Origin of the sequence: Micromonospora auratinigra (assembly GCF_900089595.1) — a bacterium.
Taxonomy (GTDB): domain Bacteria; phylum Actinomycetota; class Actinomycetes; order Mycobacteriales; family Micromonosporaceae; genus Micromonospora; species Micromonospora auratinigra.
This window is the reverse complement of the sequence record NZ_LT594323.1, coordinates 6,229,500-6,245,757: the sequence shown is the minus strand read 5'-3', so window position 1 is coordinate 6,245,757 and position 16,258 is coordinate 6,229,500. Positions and strand designations below refer to the sequence as shown.

Genomic DNA, 16,258 nt, shown 5'->3' with positions numbered 1-16,258 from the left:
ACCGCGTTCGCCAAGATCGCCGGGCCCCGGCTCCAAACCGATCCGGAACCACCGACTGCCGCGACCCCCGGCCGCCTGACCATCCCACGCCGGCAGCCACCAACCGGCGTCCCCGAGCACCGCGCCGTGTCCCACCACCGCCACCCCGGTCCACCGGCTCCCGAGCACCCACCGAGCCACCACTACCCGACAGCAGACACAAAAAAAGGCCCTGACCCGGTGTAAACCACCAGGTCAGGGCCTTGCTCGTTGGTGCGCCGCCAGGGACTCGAACCCCGAACCCGCGGATTAAGAGTCCGCTGCTCTGCCAGTTGAGCTAGCGGCGCTCGTCGGCAACGGGGAGAAGATTAGCACGGCCGTGGACCGGGGTTCCAATCAGATCCCGCCTCCCCCCTTCGGCCGAGCTTAACGGACAAGCGACTACAAAACGCCCAGGCGGGGCGGAGGGTGCTGGACGGTATGCGGCACCATGTCCGCCAGACACGCGAGAACGGGGTGGGGATGGGCAGGTTCGCGCGGGCCGGGGCGATGGTGGGCGCCCTGGTCCTGACGGCAGCACTGGCACTGACCGGGTGCGGCAACGACCCGGAGAAGGCGCCGGTGACCGCGACCAGCGGTGGACCGCCGGCGACCGACGCGGCGCCGAGCGCCACGACGGCGGCCCCGCAGCCGGCCACCGAGCCGCTGCCGGTGAGCCCGGCCGACGGCGCGAAGAGCCGGCCGGTCAGCACCGAGATCGGCGCGCGGGTGCCGGGCGGCGGAAAGGTCTCCACGGTCGTGCTGACCAGCAAGGGCAGGACCGTCGACGGCCGGCTGCGGCTCGACGGGTCGTCGTGGGTGCCCTCCGCGCCGCTGAAGTACGGCACCCGCTACACCGCCACGGTGACCGGGACCGGCGCCGACGGCCGGATCTACCGGGGCACCAGCAGCTTCAGCACGATGGCGAAGCCGAACTCGATGATCGGCTCCGGCCTCTACCTGTTCGACGGCCGCACCTACGGCGTGGCGATGCCGGTGGTGGCGGAGTTCTCCCCGGGCATCCCGGCGAAGGACCGGGCCGCGGTGCAGAAGCGGATGTTCGTCCGGACCGACCCGCCGCAGCCCGGCGCCTGGCACTGGCTGCCCGGCGGCACCCAGGCCTACTACCGCGCGCCGGAGTACTGGAAGCCCGGCACCACGCTGACCGTGCGGCTGGCGCTGGCCGGCATCCCGCTGAGCAACGGCCGGTACGGCAACACCGACCGGACGGCGACCGCGAAGATCGGCCGGTCGTTCGAGATGAAGGTCGACAACGCCAGCAAGAAGATGACCGTGTACGTGGACGGCGCGCTGGCCCGCACCATGCCGGTCAGCCTCGGCAAGAAGAGCACCCCCTCCTCCAGCGGCACGATGGTGGTGATGGAGAAGAAGGAGTCCACGGTCTTCGACACCCGGGACGAGCCGGACCCGGACAACCAGTACGTCACGGAGATCGACTTCGCCCAGCGGCTCACCTGGGGCGGTGAGTACATCCACGCCGCCCCCTGGTCGGAGGGGGACCAGGGGCGCCGGAACGTCTCGCACGGGTGCGTGAACGTGTCGACGGCGAACGCCCGCTGGCTGTTCGCGCAGACCATGATCGGTGACCCGATCACGGTCCGGGGCACCGAGCGGCGGCTGGAGCCGGGCAACGGCTGGACGGCCTGGAGCCTGAGCTGGGACGAGTACGTCAAGGGCAGCGCCCTGCCGGTGCCCGAGGGCGGTGCCGGCCCGGCCTTCTGAGCGCGCGACGGGCGGTGGGTGGAGGTGAGCCCGACTCGGGAAGCGCGCACCGTACCAGAATCGTTACGCCCCGGACGGCGTGTTTCGTTTCACTTCCGGCAACGGGTATTCGTACCGGTGCGTCAGTAGGGAACGATGGGATCGGGGACCACGACTGTGAGGGAATCATGCGAGCTAGCCAGGACGAGCTGACCCGGACCGGCACCGCCCGGCGGGGCAGACGGCGCGGTTTCGCCGCCGTCGTGCTCGCCGCCACGCTGGCCCTGGCCTCCGCCTGCACCGGTGGTGGGGGCGGCGGCGACAAGGGGTCGAGCTGGCAGGGCGGCGGGGAGAGCGGGCCGAAGGCGGCCGCCACCATCACCGAGCCCAAGGCCGACGCCAAGGACGTACCGGCCGCCACCACCATCGCCTTCACCACCAAGGAGGCGAAGGAGACCACCGTCGAGCTCAAGGACTCCGCCGGCAAGACGGTGGAGGGCGAGCTCCAGGCGGACGGCAAGAGCTGGCTGCCCGACGCCGCGCTGGGCTACGGCGAGACGTACACCGCGACGGTGACGGCGACCGGTGACGACGGCAAGCCGGCGACGGCGACCAGCACCTTCACCACCATGGCCAAGCCGGACAAGCAGGTGCGGGTCACCAGCTTCCTGGGCGACAACCAGGTGGTCGGGGTGGCGATGCCGCTGATCGTGAAGTTCGGCCGGGCCATCCCGGAGGACTACCGCGACGACGTGCAGCGCCGGATGACGGTCACCGCGAAGCCGGCCCAGGAGGGCATCTGGCACTGGGTGAGCCCGACCGAGGTGCGCTACCGGCCGAAGGAGTTCTGGCAGGCGAACAGCACCGTCAGCTACCGGGTGCAGGCGGGCGGGCTGCCGCTCGGCGACGGCTGGTACGGCCGCTCCGACCTCGCCGTCGACGTCAAGATCGGCCCGTCCTTCGTGATGACCGTGGACAACCGCGCCAAGGCCATGACGGTCACCAAGGACGGCCAGGTCGTCAAGCGGATCCTGGTCAGCCTGGGCAAGAAGAGCACCCCGTCCTCCAGCGGCACCATGGTGGTGATCGAGAAGCTCCGCAAGACCGTCTTCGACACCCGCGAGGAGCTGGGCCCCGAGGACGGCTACCGCACCGACATCGACTTCGCCCAGCGGCTCACCTGGGGTGGCGAGTTCATCCACGCGGCACCCTGGTCGGAGGGCGTGCAGGGCAAGACCAACGTCTCGCACGGCTGCGTGAACGTCTCGATGAAGGACGGCGCCTGGCTCTTCGCCAACACCCGGATCGGTGACCCGATCACGGTGAAGGGCACCGAGCGCAAGCTCCAGAACGGCAACGGCTGGACGGACTGGAACATGACCTGGGACGAGTACGTCAAGGGCAGCGCCCTGCCGTACGAGCCGGCGGCCGATCCCAGCGCCGACCCCAGCGGGGAGCCGAGCGTCGAGCCGACTCCCTGATCCCGCCCGCCCCGCACGGCCCTCTCGCCACGGCGAGGGGGCCGTCGGCGTTCCCGACCCGGGACGGTCGATCAGATCCGGAAACGCCGAAAGCCCCTCCCGGAGGAGGGGCTTTCGCAGTGAGGGTGACTGATGGGAATTGAACCCACGACAACCGGGACCACAACCCGGTGCTCTGCCAACTGAGCTACAGCCACCACGCTCTCCGCGCCGGTCGCCCGGGCGGGGTGCGGACTAATAATAGCCATACCCCGGGCGGCCCCGTCCACCGGGTTCGGGCCGGACCGCCGCACCGGCTCAGAGCTGCGCGGCGATGGCCTTCGCGCTCTCCACGTCCGGGCCGGGCAGCGGGACGAAGACGGTCCGCCGGTAGTACTCCAGCTCCCGGATGCTCTCCCGGATGTCGGCCAGCGCCCGGTGGGCCAGCCCCTTCTGCGGCTGCCCGAAGTACACCCGCGGGTACCAGCGCCGGCAGAGCTCCTTGATCGAGGAGACGTCGATCATCCGGTAGTGCAGGTGGGCGTCGAGGCGGGGCATGTCCCGGGCGATGAAGCCCCGGTCGGTGGCGATCGAGTTGCCGCAGAGCGGCGCGGTACGCGGATCCTTGACGTGGGTGCTCACGTAGTCGAGCACCAGGTCCTCGGCCTCGGCGAGGGTCACCGTGGAGCGGCGTACCTCCTCGGTGAGGCCGGACTTGCCGTGCATGGTGCGCACGATCTCCGGCATCGCGTCCAGCGCCGCCTCGTCGGCGTGGATCACCACGTCGACCCCCTCCCCGAGCACGTTCAGGTCGGGGTCGGTGACGAGGGCCGCGACCTCGATCAGCGCGTCCCGCCCGAGGTCCAGCCCGGTCATCTCACAGTCGATCCAGACGAGAAGATCAGCCACCGGACCAGACTACGCGCCGCCGACCCGCCCGCGCCTCGGCACCGGGGGCGAGGTGGACCAGTAGGGTTTCCCCCGTGCCAGCCGAATCCGTCGCGCCACCCGCCGTCACCGAGGACGACCGGGCAGGTCGTACGGCCCGTCGGGTGGCCACGGTGCTGGCCCTGGCGGCGGTGCTGCCGATGCTCTATTACCCCGGCCGGGTGCACGACTTCTTCGACCTGAAGATCTACATGCGCGCGATGGACTGGTGGGCGGCCGGGCACCCGCTCTACGACTACGTGCAGCCGGACCGGGTGCAGGGCGCGCTCTACTTCACCTACCCGCCGTTCGCGGCGCTGCTGCTGCGGCCGTTCGCGCTGCTGCCGCTGGGCGTCACGGTGGCGATCTTCACGGCGTCGACCGTGCTGGGCGTGGTGGTGACGACCCGCTGGCTGGTCACCCCGGTGATCGCCCGGCACGGCCTGCCCCGGGTGTTCGCGCTGACGGTCGCCGTGCTGCTGGTCTTCGCCGTGGAGAGCACCCGGGAGACCATCACCTTCGGCCAGATCAACATGCTGCTGGTGGTGCTGATCCTCGCCGACCTGCTCTTCGCCGTACCCGGTGGGCGACGCTGGGCGGGGGTCGGGGTGGGGCTGGCGACGGCGCTCAAGCTCTTCCCCGGCATCTTCATCCTCTACCTGCTGGTGACCCGGCGCTGGCGGGCGGCGCTGGTCGCGTCGGCGACCGCGACGGTGGCCACCCTGCTCGCCGCGGCGGTCGCGCCGCGCGACTCGTGGCGGTTCTGGACCCACGAGCTGTGGGCCACCGACCGGGTGGGCCGGACCGACTACACCGGCAACCAGTCGCTCTTCGGCCTGCTCAGCCGGCTCACCGCGCCGGAGAAGCCGAGCCAACTGCCCTGGCTGGTGCTGGTCCTGGCCGTCACCGCCTACGGGCTGTGGCGGGCCGCCCGCGCCGCGCGGGCCGGCGACGCCCTGGCCGGGCTGACCCTGACCGGGCTGGTCGGCGGGCTGGTCAGCCCGATCACCTGGACCCACCACCTGTACTGGTTCATCCCGGCGGTGGTGGTGCTGGTCGACGCCGCGCTGGACACCGATCCGGGCACGGCGGCGGGCAGCCGACGGCGGCGGTGGCTGTTCACCCTCGCCGCCGGCACCGGTTTCGTCATCATCTACGGGGTGGTGACGTTCCAGGACTGGGGGGTCGCCCCTGCCCGGACGGACAACCCGGGCGAGTTCGTGGCGCGCAACGCCTACGTGCTGCTCAGCGTGCTGCTCCTGGCGAGCCTCCCGCACCGCCGACCGGCACCCTGAAACGTGCACCAAATGGACAGATCTCGCGATCAGCGGTGTTCGCCGCTAATCTGGTCTCAACTACCTCAAGTTTCTCCCAGGTAGCACCGATCCCCCGGTGAGGGTGGCCCTCCGCGTCGGCAGCGCGGAGGGCCACCCGTCGTCGGGGGCCCGGCTCAGTCGTCGACCGCGCCGGGCGTCGACCGAGGCGCCGCGCCCGGCTCCGGTCGGAGCGCCGCGCCGGGGGCGGGCCGGGGTGCCGCGCCGGGGGAGGGCGGGGGCCAGGCCCAGCCCGGGTCGGCCGGCAGGTCGGCCAACGTCTCCGGACGACGGCTGGGCACCGGGCCGATCGCCGCGCGGGGCCGCTCGGCGTGCCCCGACCCGACCGGGACGAGTTGCCGCTCCGGGGCCGGGGACCGCTGCCCGAGACCGCTGAGCGAGGTCACCCCGAGCCGCCCGGCGAGCACCGGCACCTGGTCGGGCTCGACCACGAAGACCACCTCGCGGGGACGGACCGGCCCCAGCAGCAGCGCCACGGCCAGCGCGATCAGCAGCGTGCCGCCGGTCAGCAGCGCCCACGCCAGGCCGGGGAACCACCCGGCCCGCAGCTCGGCCCCGAGGTGCAGGGTCAGGTCTGCCGCGCCGTCCGGTCGCATCACCACCAGGCTCAGCGACCGGCCGGCCAGGTCGGCCGGGCGCCACTCCACCGCGCCGGTCCCCTCGCGTACCCAGAAGTCCTGGTCGGTCGGGACGGCGGCGCGGGTGCCGGCGGCGGCCGGGCCGGCCGGGGTGAGCCGCACCGGCAGCGGGCCCCGGGACAGCGCGACCCGGTCGACGGTCGCGTGCGGCACGCCCGCCAGCCACCGTCCGACCTGGTCGGTCGGGGCGAGGCCGAGGAAGGCCGGGCCGTCGGGGGTCCGGGCGGTCAGCCGCAGGCGGGCCGGGCCGCCACGGGCGAACGGCGCATCGGCGCGCAGCAGCCGGTCCACGTCGGTGACCACCACGGCCTGCCCGGGGGTACGGACCGTCTCGAACCGGGCGCCGAACCCACCCTGCGGGTCGGCGTGCCGGGCGGCGGCCCAGAGGCCGACCCCCACCAGCAGCGCCGGAATCCCGACGATCAACAGCAGCATGCCGGCGATGGTGCGCACGAAACGCATTCGCGTGGTCCCCCTCGGTAGCCAACTACCCGGCCGACCTTACCGACGGGAAGCGGACACGCAGCGGATATCGGCACGAAGGGCTGCGGAAAGACCACCGGCCCGGCGGACGATCCGCCGGGCCGGTGCACGACATCCCTCAGGCCTTCGGCGCGGCCCCCCGCCGGGTCCGCAGGAACGCCAGCCCGCCGAGGACCAGCCCGGCGAGACCGGCGACCAGCCCGGCCACCCCCAGCGCCGTACCGGCCCCGCCGTCGTCGTCCCCGTCGTCGCCGGACGTCGCGGCCGGCGCGCCCGCCGACGACGACGCGGACGCCGACGCGGCGGTCAGGGTGAGCACCGGGGCCGGGTCCTGCGGCTCCTCCCCACCCGGCGTCGGCTCCTCGATCCAACGCGACACGTTGCCGTCGGAGTAGGTCTGCAGCACCTTGAACACCATCCGGTCGGCCTGCGGCAGCGGGCCCATCGACACCGGGAACTCCTGGAACTCGCCCGGCTTCACCCCGCCGCCGGTCGCCGCCGTCCAGGTCAGCTTCGACACCGCCTCGGTGAGCTGGCTGCCGTGCACCTCGATCGGCGGGTCGACCTTGCGCTTCTCCACCTGCACCGTCCACCCGGGCACCGGCATGGTGGAGACCGAGCCGACCGGGGTGCTCTCCGGCAGCACCACCTCGACCTTGGTGGTCGACGCCGTGTCGCTCTCGTTCGGCACCCGGAAGGCGAACCGGCCGTAGCCGCCCTGGCTGGCCTCGGCCGGGTTGATCGTGACGTGCGCGGCGGCGGGCCCGGCCAGGCCGAGCAGCGCCGTGGCGACGGCGGCGACGGTGAGCGCGGCGGCGGTTGCGGAGCGCCGGAGACGGATCATGGGTCGGTGGAGCCTTCCTACTTGATCGGCACGGTGGCGGTCACCGTGGCCTGGTCGATGTCGGAGGTGCGGACGGTGAAGCGGAGCTGCCACTGCCCCCTCGCCGGCAGGTTGATCTCGCCGGTGGCGTGGTTGTCGACCAGCGGCAGCAGCGGGATGTCGATCGGTTCGATGCCGGCCGACGGCAGCGCCGCCGTCGCCTTCCACTCCTTGACCGGCTGCGGCCGGTTGTCCTTCGTGTACGCGTACAGGTGCAGGGTGTTGTTGCCGCTCTCGGCCGGGTCCAGCTCCACCTGCAACGAGTAGAGCGGGCTGCTGAGCGTGGTGGAGAAGTAGCCGCTGGGCGCGCCCGCCACGTCGGCGGAGGCGGTCCGGGCCGGGGTGGTCTGCACCAGGGTCGCCGACAGCCCGAGCACCACCGCGGTGATCGCCAGCTCGGCGAGCACCGCCCGGCGCATCGCCCCCGGCCGGCCGGCGGCGGCCCGCCGGCGCACCAGCGCCCGGGAGTACGCGGCCACCCCGACCACCAGCACGAACAGCACGATCTTGGCGAGCAGCAGCCGGCCGTACGTGGTGTCGACGAGCGCCTTCGGGGTGGCCACCTCGATCAGCGCCTGGACGGTGCCGGCGAGCAGCAGCGCCGCCACCGCCAGCGCCGCCCAGCGCGACCAGATCGGCAGGATCGCGTCCAGCTCCCGCTCGTCGGCCCGGCGCAGCAGGAAGACCGCGAGCATCACCAGGCCGCCCAGCCAGACCGCCATCGCGCCCAGGTGCACGGCGTCGACCAGCACGGAGACCGCCGGCGCGGGCGACGCGGCCGGGTGCCCGGCGAGCGGCCAGGTGAACAGCACCGCCGCGCCCAGCACGGCCAGGATGATCCCGTCGGTGCGGCCGACCGGGCCGGCGAACAGCGGCCGGAGCAGGAACGCGGCTGCCGCGAGCAGGCCGAGCCGGACCAGGTGGGTGGTGCCGTAGGTGCTGCCGAGCACGTCACCGACGCCCGCCCCGGTCACCGCGAACAGCCCGCCACCGTTGGTATACGGCACCTGCAGCCACAGGTCGGCCAGGGTCGCCACCACCAGCAGGCCCAACCCGGACCAGGCCAGCCGGGCCGGGCCGCGCCGGGACAGCCGGCGCGGCCAGAGCGCGGCCAGCACCAGCGCCGGGCCGACCAGCAGCAGCAGGCCGAGGTAGCCGAGGTACTTCGCGACCTTGACCGCCGCGCCGACCACCGGGTCGGCGCGGTTGTCCGAACCGGAGTCGGTCGGCGGCGTGGACGGGGCGCCCACCGAGTAGGTGAACGCCCCGGAGACCGGGTGGCTGTCGGCGGAGATCACCCGGTAGCTGACCAGGTAGGTGCCGCGCGCCCCGGCCCGGTCCACCGGCACGGTCACCACCGCGCCCCGGAAGGTGGGCTCACCCCGGTCGGCCCGGGACCCGTCCGGGGCGATCACCCGGATCTTGCCGGGCACCTTGCGGACGCCCTCGCTGAAGGTCAGCACCACCTCGGCGGGCGCGTCCGGCACCACCGAGGAGGCGGTCGGGCTGGTGCTGACCAGCACCGCGTGCGCACTGGCCGGGGTCGCCGGGGCGAGCACCAGGGCGACCAGGGTGACCAGCAGGCCGGCGGCGGCCGCCAGCCGGGCACTCCGACGACGGATGGGGGCGGCCCCGGGCCGGTCGGCCCGACGGCGTACGGCAGCAGTCATGCGCATCATGCTTCCCGACCGGGCGGCGATCGGCGAACGCGACTCGATCACGGCCGGCCGCTCCGGTCCCGTCCCCCGCCGCTCAGCCACGGCCCGGCGCGAGCACGGTCGGCCGCCGGTGCTCCGGCTCGCCGCCGGAGCGGGTCAGCGCCCAGAGCAGCCCGGCCTGCACCACGGCCGCCAGGTGACCCAGCTCGTGCACCAGCGCGGTGGTCGACGCGGCCACGTCGACCACGCTGGTCGCGGCCAGGCAGCCGGCCAGCACCAGCGCCACCGGCAGGAACGCCCGGGCCCGCTCCGGTCGCCACGCCGCCAGCGCGAACCCGACCGCCAGCGCCACGTCGAAGGAGGCCATCTCGCGACCGGTGTGCGGGTCGGCCGCCACGCCGGCCCCGGCCAGCAGGATCGGCAGCGCGACGGCGAGCTGCGCCAGCGCGGCCACCGCGACCGCCACCCGCAGCACCTGCCGGCGGGCCCGCGCCGCCGCCACCCGGCCGTCGCGGTGCGCCGCGCGCTCCGCCGCCGCCGCGGCCAGCACCGCGGCGGTCAGGTCGGGTACCTCCACCGCCTGCAACCGGGTGAGCCGGGTCACCCGCTCGGCGGACGCCAGCCAGGAACGACAGCCCGGGCAGGCCGCGGTGTGCGCGTCCAGCGCCCCGGCCGGGGCCTGCGGATCCTCGCCGTCCAACCGCGCGGAGAGCGCCACGCGTACGTCGTCGCACGTCATGAGGGGGTAGTCGGACGGCGGGCCGGAAAAGTTCCCGGCGTGGGCCGGGCCACGGAATGGGTCGAAGGACCCTGTCCCCCGCAGGTGCGCCGCGTAACCTCGGGTGTCGTGATCCCCACCCCGCGCGACCGCGCCGCCGACCGCCACCCGGCGGCGGAGGCTGCCCGGGACCGGGCCACCGAGTGGGCGCTGGCCGCCCGCACCGGCGATCCCACCGCCCAGGCGGCCTTCGTCCGGGCCACCCAGGTCGAGGTGTGGCGCTTCGCCGCCGCCCTGGTCGACCCGGACAGCGCAGACGACCTGACCCAGGAGACCTACCTGCGGGCGTTCCGGGCGCTGCCCGGGTTCGAGGGACGCTCCAGCGCCCGCACCTGGCTGCTCGGCATCGCCCGCCGGGCCTGCGCCGACCACCTGCGGGTGGTCGTCCGCCGCCGGCGGCTCGACGAGCGGCTCGCCGGGCAGGCCGCCACCGACCGGCCGTACCCGGACCCGGCCGGGCAGCTCGGCGCGACCGACCTGGTCCGCCGGCTCCCCGCCGAACGCCGCGCCGCGTTCGTGCTCACCCAACTGCTCGGCCTGTCGTACGCCGAGGCCGCCGCCGTGGAGGGGGTGCCGGTGGGCACCATCCGCTCCCGGGTGGCCCGGGCCCGTGGCGACCTGGTCGACGCCGTCGGCGACGCGTTGGCCGGATGATGGAACCGTCTTCGGCTCCCGATCGACTAATGACCGTGACGACAGCATCCCGCGCCGCCGCCCGCTGGCCCCGCCTGCGGCCCTGGCTCGGCACCGCCGCCCGGCTCGGTCTCGCCGCCGTCTGGCTGATCGCCGGCGGCGCGAAGGTCGGTGACCTGGCCGGCTCCGGCCGGGCGGTCAACGCCTACCAGGTGATGCCGTACGACCTCGCCACCGTGATCGGCGCGGCGCTGCCCTTCGTCGAGCTGGCGCTCGGCGTGCTGCTGCTGCTCGGGCTGGCCACCCGGCTGGCCGCCGGGGTCTCCACGGCGCTGCTGCTGGTCTTCATCGCCGGCATCGCCTCGGCCTGGGCCCGCGGCCTGGCCATCGACTGCGGGTGTTTCGGCAGCGGCGGGCAGCTCGCCGCCGGCCGCGCCCCGAGCTACCTCCCGGAGATCCTCCGGGACCTGGGGTTCCTGGTCATGGCCGGGTTCCTGTTGATCTGGCCCCGCACCCCGTTCTCGGTGGACGGCTGGCTGGCGGGCGACCCACCCGTGGAGGACGAGGATGAGTAGTCGCAAGGGGCAGCGGGACGCGGCCCGGGTGGTCCGCGAGCAGATCGCCCGGGAGAAGCGCCGCAAGCGCACGCTCTGGACCTCGATCGCCGCGGTGCTGGTGCTGGTCATCGCCGGTGGCATCGGCTGGGCCGTCTACTCCAGCCAGAAGTCGACCAGCTACACCACCCCGCCCGGCGCCAACGACGCCGGCACCGGCATCGTGCGCGGCACCGGCCCGGTCACCATCGACCTGTACGAGGACTACCTCTGCCCGGCCTGCAAGCAGTTCCAGGAGACCTCCGGGCCGACCGTCGACCAGCTGGTCGACGAGGGCAAGGCGAAGGTGGTCTTCCATCCCGTCGCCTACTTGAACCGCTTCTCCACCACCGAGTACTCCACCCGCGCCTCGGCCGCCTCCGGCTGCGCCGCCAAGGGCGGCAAGTTCAAGGAGTTCACCGACGCCCTCTACGCCAAGCAGCCGCCGGAGAACAGCGCCGGGCTCAGCGACGAGCAGCTGATCGACATCGGCGCGGGCGTCGGGCTGGACAAGGGCTCCTTCGGCTCCTGCGTCAACGACGGCACGTACAAGTCCTGGACCGAGCACGTCACCGAGGACGCCAGCAAATCGGGCGTCACCGGCACCCCGACCATCAAGGTCAACGGCCAGCCGGTCGACGACCGCAGCCCGGACGGGCTGAAGGCAGCGGTGGCGGCGGCCGGCAAGTGATCCCCGCAGCACCGCCGATCCCCTCGGCCCGACCGGTCCCGGCCGCGCTGCGGCGGGCCGGACTGGTGGCCACCGCCGCGCTCGCCGCCCTGCTCGCCCTCGCCACGCCCGCCGCCGCGCACGGCGCGGACGCCCCCGACGGCACCGACTACCGGGCCGAGGTCACCGCGCTCACCCCGGCCCGGCCCGGACTGTCCGCCCGGATCGTCGAGGCCGGTGCCCGGCTGGAGGTCACCAACACCACCGGGCGCGACGTGCAGGTGCTCGGCTACTCCGGGGAGCCGTACCTGCGGATCGGGCCCGACGGGGTGTACGAGAACACCCGCTCCCCCGCCACCTACCTGAACCGGACCATCGTCGGCGACACGCAGCTGCCCGCCCAGGCCGACCCGGCCGCCGCGCCGCAGTGGCGCAGGCTCTCCGCCGACCCGTCCGCCCGCTGGCACGACCAGCGCACCCTGTGGCGGGAGTCGGAGCCGCCCCCGCAGGTCGCCGCCGACCCGACCCGGCAGCAGCGGGTCCGCGACTGGGTCGTCCCGCTGCGCGACGGCGACACCATGATCGACGTACGCGGCACCCTGGACTGGGTGCCGCCGCCCGACCCGTACCCCTGGTGGGTGGCCGCCACGCTCGGCTTCCTGGCCGTCGGCGCGGCCGGGCTGACCCCGGCCGGCAGCCGGGCCGGCGGGCGGGCGCTGCGCGCGGTCGGCGCGCTGCTCGGCCTCGGCGGGCTGGCCGCCGTCGCCTTCACCGTCGGGCGGGAACTGGACGCCGGGGCGGCCGGCCCCGGCGCGGTGCTGCTCGGGCTGCTCGGCGGACAACTCTGGACCCTGCTCACCGGCCTCGGCGCGCTCGCCGCCGGTGGCTACGCGCTGGCCCGCCGCCCGGCCGCCGACTTCGCGCTCGCCCTGGCCGGGGCCTGCCTCACCCTCTTCGCCGGGGTGGCGAACCTGGCGGTGCTCTCCCGCTCGGTGGTGCCGATGCCCTGGCCGGCCGGCCTGGCCCGGGTGCTCGTGACGCTCGTCCTGGCCACCGGCGCCGGCGCGGTCGCCGCCGGCCTGCTGCGCCTGCGCACCGCCGCCCGGACCCCCCACCCCACCCGGCCCCCGGCCCGCGCCGCCCACTGACCACCCCGCGACGGGCCCTGCGGCCGGTCGGCCGTGGTCAGGGGCGCGGCACCGCGCGGGGGTCGAAGGCGTACGGCAGCTCCAGGCGGTGCCGCGCCAACAGCTCCTCGTCGGTGAGCACGTCCAGGGTGGGCGCGTCGGCGACGATCCGACCGCCGTCCAGGATCACCGACCGGGCGCAGAGTTCCGCCGCGTACGGCAGGTCGTGGGTCACCATCAGCAGGGTCACCGGGAGCCCTCGCAGGATCTCCGCCAGCTCCCGCCGGGCGGCCGGGTCGAGGTTGGACGACGGCTCGTCGAGCACCAGGATCTCCGGGTGCATGGCCAGCACGGTGGCCACCGCCACCCGACGACGCTGACCGAAGGAGAGGTGGTGCGGGGCCCGGTCGCGGTGCTCGCTCATCCCGACCGCGGCGAGCGCCTCGTCGACCCGGGCGGCCAGCTCCGCCCCGCGCAACCCCAGGTTCGCCGGGCCGAACGCCACGTCCTCGGCGACCGTGGGCAGGAAGAGCTGGTCGTCGGGGTCCTGGAAGACGACGCCGACCCGACGGCGGATCTCGGCCAGGGTGTCCCGTTCCCGGCTGACCGTCAGGCCACCGACGGCGACCGTCCCCTCGGTCGGGGTGAGGATGCCGTTCAGGTGCAGCACCAGCGTGGTCTTGCCCGCACCGTTCGGCCCGAGCAGCGCCACCCGGTCGCCGCGCGGCACGGTCAGGTCGACCCCGTGCAGGGCGACGTGCCCGTCCGGATACGCGTACCGGACACCACGGACGTCCAGGGAGGGCGGCTGCTGCACGTACCCGATCATGTCAGGACGACCGCGACGGCGGCGATGGTGGCCGCGACCGCCGGCACGGCCGCGCCGGCCGCCCACTGCCCGGCGGTCGCCGCCCCCGCGCCCTGCCCGAGCACCGGCATCCGCCCGGTGTAGCCACGCGACAGCATCGCCAGGTAGACCCGCTCACCGCGCTCGAAGGCACGCAGGAAGAGCGCCCCGACGCCGGCCGCGAAGCCGCGCAACTGCCACAGGAAGCGCGGGTCGTCACCCCGGGACACCCGCGCCACCCGCATCCGCCGGGCCTCGCCGACCAGCACGTCCAGGTAGCGCAGCATGAAGGTGGCGATCTGGGTGAGCACCTGCGGGCAGCGCAGCCGGTCCAGGCCGACGATCAGGTCCCGCGTCGTCGTGGTCGCCGCCAGCAGCAACGACGCGAGTACGCCGAGAGTCCCCTTGGCCAGGATGTTCCACGCGCCGTGCAGCCCGTCCACCGACAGGCCCACGCCGGCCACCTCGACCCGCTCCCCCGACCCGAGGAACGGCAGCGCGAACGCGAAGAGCACGAACGGCAGCTCGATCAACGCCCGGCTGAGCAGCCAGCGCGGCCCCACCCGGGCCAGCCCCGCCACCACGGCGACCAGCAGGGCGTACCCGGCGAAGGCCCAGTACGCCTCCCGGGGCGTGGCCACCACGGCGACGGTGAAGAGCACCATCGCGGCGATCTTCACCTCCGGCGGCAGCCGGTGCACCGGGGTCGCCGACTCCCGGTAGAGGACGTGCGCGTGCCCGGCACCCATCCGACCCGTACCCCTCTCAGTCGGCGCGGCCGGCGCGGGCCGGTGCGTCCCCGGCGTCGCGGGCCGGGCTGCGGCGGCGGGCCAGCCAGAACAGGCCGCCGCCGAGGGCGAAGGTGAGCAGGACGCCGAGCACCCCGGACAGACCGGTGGAGAGCGCCCCGTTGCTGACGCCGCGCACCCCGTAGTCCGCGAGCGGGCTGTCGGACAGCTCGTGGTTGCGGGCCCGCTGGGCCGGGCAGCTGCCGCCGGTGATCTCGCCCTGGGCGTTCACCGTGCAGCCCTTGAGCAGCGAGGAGTCCAGCCCGTCCGGGTGCGGGGAGGCGTAGTTGCTGACCACCCCGGCCAGCAGCAGGGCGACCAGCAGGCCACCGAGGAGGAAGGGCCAGGACCGGCGGCTCACCGGACACCCCCGGCGACCGGGACGGCGGGAGCTGGCACCGCCGGCCGGCGGGTACGCAGCGCGTACACCAGGTCGGGGCGCACCTTCGCGACGGTGAGCACGGTGGTCGCGGTGATCAGCCCTTCGCCGACGCCGATCAGCAGGTGCACGCCGGCCATCGTGCCGGCCAGTCCGGCCAGGTTGCCGCCCAGGTCGGTGGTGCCGCCGAGCCAGTACTCCAGGACGAAGCCCTGGCTGGCCACCACCACGCTGACCAGCGCCGAGACGAAGGCGGTGACGGCCAGCCCGGTCCGGGTCCGGGGCAGCACCCGCAGCAGCAGCGCGATCAGCAGGTAGCCGGCGGCGGTGCCGAGCAGCGCCATGTTGGTGATGTTGAGGCCGAGCATGGCCACCCCGCCGTCGCCGAAGACCAGGGCCTGCACGATCAGCACCACCGCGACGCAGAGCGCGCCCACCCAGGGGCCGACCAGCAGCGCGGCGAGCGCGCCACCGAGCAGGTGACCGCTGACCCCGGCCGTGAAGATCGGGAAGTTGAGCATCTGCACGGCGAAGATGAACGCGGCCACCAGGCCGGCCATCGGGGCCAGCCGGTCGTCCAGGTCGCGGCGGCCACGCAGCACACAGAAGGTGAGCGCGGCGAGCGCCAGCGCCGCGAAGATCGCGGCAACGGGACCGTCGATGATCCCGTTGGAGATGTGCATCGCCAGGGTTTCCACCCGCTGAGCTTATTTGCACGCCACTGTTGTTGCCAATCCCTTGCAACAAGCCATGGTGATCATCACCCGCGTGGCGCGTCGCCGCCCGTCCCCACCCCCACCACGGCGGTATGGTCACCGCCATGACCGACCGCCTCAGCCCCGGCGACGCCGCCCCCGAGTTCACCCTGCCCACCGACACCGGCGGGACCCTCTCCCTGGCCGACCTGCGCGGCCGCAAGGTCATCCTGTACGCCTACCCGGCCGCCATGACGCCCGGCTGCACCAAGCAGGCCTGCGACTTCCGCGACTCGCTCGGCTCCCTGCAGGCCGCCGGCTACGAGGTCGTCGGCATCTCCCCGGACAAGCCGGAGAAGCTGGCCAAGTTCCGCGACCGGGACGCCATCACCTTCCCGCTGGTCGCCGACACCGACAAGGCCGTGCTCACCGCGTACGGCGCCTACGGCGAGAAGCAGATGTACGGCAGGACCGTCACCGGGGTCATCCGCTCCACCTTCGTCGTCGACTCCGACGGCAGGATCGAACGGGCGCTCTACAACGTCAAGGCCACCGGCCACGTCGCCAAGCTGCGCCGCGACCTCGGGCTCGACTGAACCTGTCGGACGCCGCCGCTACCGTCCGC

Annotated in this window: 17 protein-coding genes and 2 tRNA genes; 8 read left to right on the top strand and 11 right to left on the bottom strand. The window is 74.1% G+C overall.

What is annotated here, in order from left to right; translation table 11 throughout:
- Positions 1 to 250 precede the first annotated feature (250 nt).
- Positions 251 to 326, bottom strand: a tRNA-Lys gene (locus tag GA0070611_RS28610).
- A 175-nt stretch (positions 327 to 501) separates the two neighbouring features.
- Between GA0070611_RS28610 and GA0070611_RS28605 the strand changes: the two genes are divergently transcribed.
- Both GA0070611_RS28605 and GA0070611_RS28600 read left to right on the top strand, forming a co-directional pair.
- Positions 502 to 1,761, top strand: coding sequence for a L,D-transpeptidase (locus tag GA0070611_RS28605; RefSeq protein ID WP_091671345.1), 1,260 nt, complete (start codon positions 502 to 504; stop codon positions 1,759 to 1,761).
- A gap of 167 nt (positions 1,762 to 1,928) precedes the next feature.
- Entirely contained in the window at positions 1,929 to 3,221 is a 1,293-nt protein-coding gene (locus tag GA0070611_RS28600) for a L,D-transpeptidase (protein ID WP_091671343.1), read from the top strand.
- 124 nt (positions 3,222 to 3,345) lie between these two features.
- Here GA0070611_RS28600 and GA0070611_RS28595 read toward each other — a convergent pair.
- Both GA0070611_RS28595 and orn read right to left on the bottom strand, forming a co-directional pair.
- Positions 3,346 to 3,418 (bottom strand) — tRNA-His (locus GA0070611_RS28595).
- A 100-nt stretch (positions 3,419 to 3,518) separates the two neighbouring features.
- On the bottom strand, positions 3,519 to 4,109 hold the full coding sequence (orn, locus tag GA0070611_RS28590; RefSeq protein WP_091671340.1) for an oligoribonuclease: 591 nt from the start codon (positions 4,107 to 4,109) through the stop codon (positions 3,519 to 3,521).
- 74 nt (positions 4,110 to 4,183) lie between these two features.
- Between orn and GA0070611_RS28585 the strand changes: the two genes are divergently transcribed.
- Positions 4,184 to 5,422, top strand: coding sequence for a glycosyltransferase 87 family protein (locus GA0070611_RS28585; RefSeq protein WP_091671338.1), 1,239 nt, complete (start codon positions 4,184 to 4,186; stop codon positions 5,420 to 5,422).
- Positions 5,423 to 5,577: 155 nt separating this feature from the next.
- On the opposite strand, the gene GA0070611_RS32555 is transcribed toward GA0070611_RS28585, so the two are convergent.
- The 4 genes from GA0070611_RS32555 to GA0070611_RS28565 form a co-directional block, all read right to left on the bottom strand.
- Positions 5,578 to 6,561 (bottom strand): hypothetical protein, encoded by a 984-nt coding sequence (locus tag GA0070611_RS32555; RefSeq protein WP_407940395.1) that lies wholly within the window; start codon positions 6,559 to 6,561, stop codon positions 5,578 to 5,580.
- A 139-nt stretch (positions 6,562 to 6,700) separates the two neighbouring features.
- On the bottom strand, positions 6,701 to 7,426 hold the full coding sequence (locus tag GA0070611_RS28575; protein WP_091671336.1) for a YcnI family copper-binding membrane protein: 726 nt from the start codon (positions 7,424 to 7,426) through the stop codon (positions 6,701 to 6,703).
- Between the two features lie 17 nt (positions 7,427 to 7,443).
- On the bottom strand, positions 7,444 to 9,135 hold the full coding sequence (locus GA0070611_RS28570) for a copper resistance CopC/CopD family protein (RefSeq protein WP_091673582.1): 1,692 nt from the start codon (positions 9,133 to 9,135) through the stop codon (positions 7,444 to 7,446).
- 82 nt (positions 9,136 to 9,217) lie between these two features.
- The gene (locus GA0070611_RS28565) at positions 9,218 to 9,862 is read right to left on the bottom strand and encodes a zf-HC2 domain-containing protein (RefSeq protein WP_091671333.1); all 645 of its coding nucleotides are present in this window, start codon (positions 9,860 to 9,862) and stop codon (positions 9,218 to 9,220) included.
- Positions 9,863 to 9,970: 108 nt separating this feature from the next.
- Between GA0070611_RS28565 and GA0070611_RS28560 the strand changes: the two genes are divergently transcribed.
- The 4 genes from GA0070611_RS28560 to GA0070611_RS28545 are packed head-to-tail and all read left to right on the top strand — an operon-like array spanning position 9,971 to position 12,945.
- Complete coding sequence (locus tag GA0070611_RS28560) at positions 9,971 to 10,555, top strand: sigma-70 family RNA polymerase sigma factor (protein ID WP_091671331.1); 585 nt, start codon at positions 9,971 to 9,973, stop codon at positions 10,553 to 10,555.
- A 29-nt stretch (positions 10,556 to 10,584) separates the two neighbouring features.
- Entirely contained in the window at positions 10,585 to 11,109 is a 525-nt protein-coding gene (locus GA0070611_RS28555) for a MauE/DoxX family redox-associated membrane protein (RefSeq protein ID WP_091671328.1), read from the top strand.
- Positions 11,102 to 11,818 (top strand): DsbA family protein, encoded by a 717-nt coding sequence (locus GA0070611_RS28550; RefSeq protein ID WP_091671325.1) that lies wholly within the window; start codon positions 11,102 to 11,104, stop codon positions 11,816 to 11,818. The genes GA0070611_RS28555 and GA0070611_RS28550 overlap by 8 nt, the downstream gene beginning before the upstream one ends.
- On the top strand, positions 11,815 to 12,945 hold the full coding sequence (locus tag GA0070611_RS28545) for a hypothetical protein (protein WP_231921253.1): 1,131 nt from the start codon (positions 11,815 to 11,817) through the stop codon (positions 12,943 to 12,945). Before GA0070611_RS28550 ends, GA0070611_RS28545 begins: the two co-directional genes overlap by 4 nt.
- 37 nt (positions 12,946 to 12,982) lie before the next feature.
- Here GA0070611_RS28545 and GA0070611_RS28540 read toward each other — a convergent pair whose 3' ends face one another.
- From GA0070611_RS28540 to GA0070611_RS28525, 4 genes are read right to left on the bottom strand one after another with little or no spacing between them, the layout of a single operon-like run.
- Positions 12,983 to 13,753, bottom strand: a complete 771-nt coding sequence (locus tag GA0070611_RS28540; RefSeq protein ID WP_091671323.1) for an energy-coupling factor ABC transporter ATP-binding protein — start codon at positions 13,751 to 13,753, stop codon at positions 12,983 to 12,985.
- Entirely contained in the window at positions 13,750 to 14,520 is a 771-nt protein-coding gene (gene cbiQ, locus GA0070611_RS28535) for a cobalt ECF transporter T component CbiQ (RefSeq protein ID WP_091671320.1), read from the bottom strand. Before cbiQ ends, GA0070611_RS28540 begins: the two co-directional genes overlap by 4 nt.
- A 16-nt stretch (positions 14,521 to 14,536) precedes the next feature.
- Positions 14,537 to 14,920 (bottom strand): PDGLE domain-containing protein, encoded by a 384-nt coding sequence (locus tag GA0070611_RS28530; protein ID WP_091671318.1) that lies wholly within the window; start codon positions 14,918 to 14,920, stop codon positions 14,537 to 14,539.
- On the bottom strand, positions 14,917 to 15,636 hold the full coding sequence (locus GA0070611_RS28525; RefSeq protein WP_091671315.1) for an energy-coupling factor ABC transporter permease: 720 nt from the start codon (positions 15,634 to 15,636) through the stop codon (positions 14,917 to 14,919). Before GA0070611_RS28525 ends, GA0070611_RS28530 begins: the two co-directional genes overlap by 4 nt.
- Before the next feature lie 122 nt (positions 15,637 to 15,758).
- On the opposite strand from GA0070611_RS28525, the gene bcp reads away from it, so the two are divergent.
- Positions 15,759 to 16,229 (top strand): thioredoxin-dependent thiol peroxidase, encoded by a 471-nt coding sequence (gene bcp / locus GA0070611_RS28520; protein WP_091673578.1) that lies wholly within the window; start codon positions 15,759 to 15,761, stop codon positions 16,227 to 16,229.
- The last annotated feature ends 29 nt before the right edge of the window (positions 16,230 to 16,258 follow it).

What these genes read in the sequence shown, in the direction of transcription:
- bcp (WP_091673578.1), top strand. Translation starts at nt 15,759, where the DNA reads ATGACCGACCGCCTCAGCCCCGGCGACGCCGCCCCCGAGTTCACCCTG.
- GA0070611_RS32555 (WP_407940395.1), bottom strand. Translation starts at nt 6,561, where the DNA reads ATGCGTTTCGTGCGCACCATCGCCGGCATGCTGCTGTTGATCGTCGGG.
- GA0070611_RS28570 (WP_091673582.1), bottom strand. Translation starts at nt 9,135, where the DNA reads ATGACTGCTGCCGTACGCCGTCGGGCCGACCGGCCCGGGGCCGCCCCC.
- cbiQ (WP_091671320.1), bottom strand. Translation starts at nt 14,520, where the DNA reads ATGGGTGCCGGGCACGCGCACGTCCTCTACCGGGAGTCGGCGACCCCG.
- GA0070611_RS28565 (WP_091671333.1), bottom strand. Translation starts at nt 9,862, where the DNA reads ATGACGTGCGACGACGTACGCGTGGCGCTCTCCGCGCGGTTGGACGGC.
- GA0070611_RS28600 (WP_091671343.1), top strand. Translation starts at nt 1,929, where the DNA reads ATGCGAGCTAGCCAGGACGAGCTGACCCGGACCGGCACCGCCCGGCGG.
- GA0070611_RS28540 (WP_091671323.1), bottom strand. Translation starts at nt 13,753, where the DNA reads ATGATCGGGTACGTGCAGCAGCCGCCCTCCCTGGACGTCCGTGGTGTC.
- GA0070611_RS28575 (WP_091671336.1), bottom strand. Translation starts at nt 7,426, where the DNA reads ATGATCCGTCTCCGGCGCTCCGCAACCGCCGCCGCGCTCACCGTCGCC.
- GA0070611_RS28550 (WP_091671325.1), top strand. Translation starts at nt 11,102, where the DNA reads ATGAGTAGTCGCAAGGGGCAGCGGGACGCGGCCCGGGTGGTCCGCGAG.
- GA0070611_RS28555 (WP_091671328.1), top strand. Translation starts at nt 10,585, where the DNA reads ATGACCGTGACGACAGCATCCCGCGCCGCCGCCCGCTGGCCCCGCCTG.
- GA0070611_RS28605 (WP_091671345.1), top strand. Translation starts at nt 502, where the DNA reads ATGGGCAGGTTCGCGCGGGCCGGGGCGATGGTGGGCGCCCTGGTCCTG.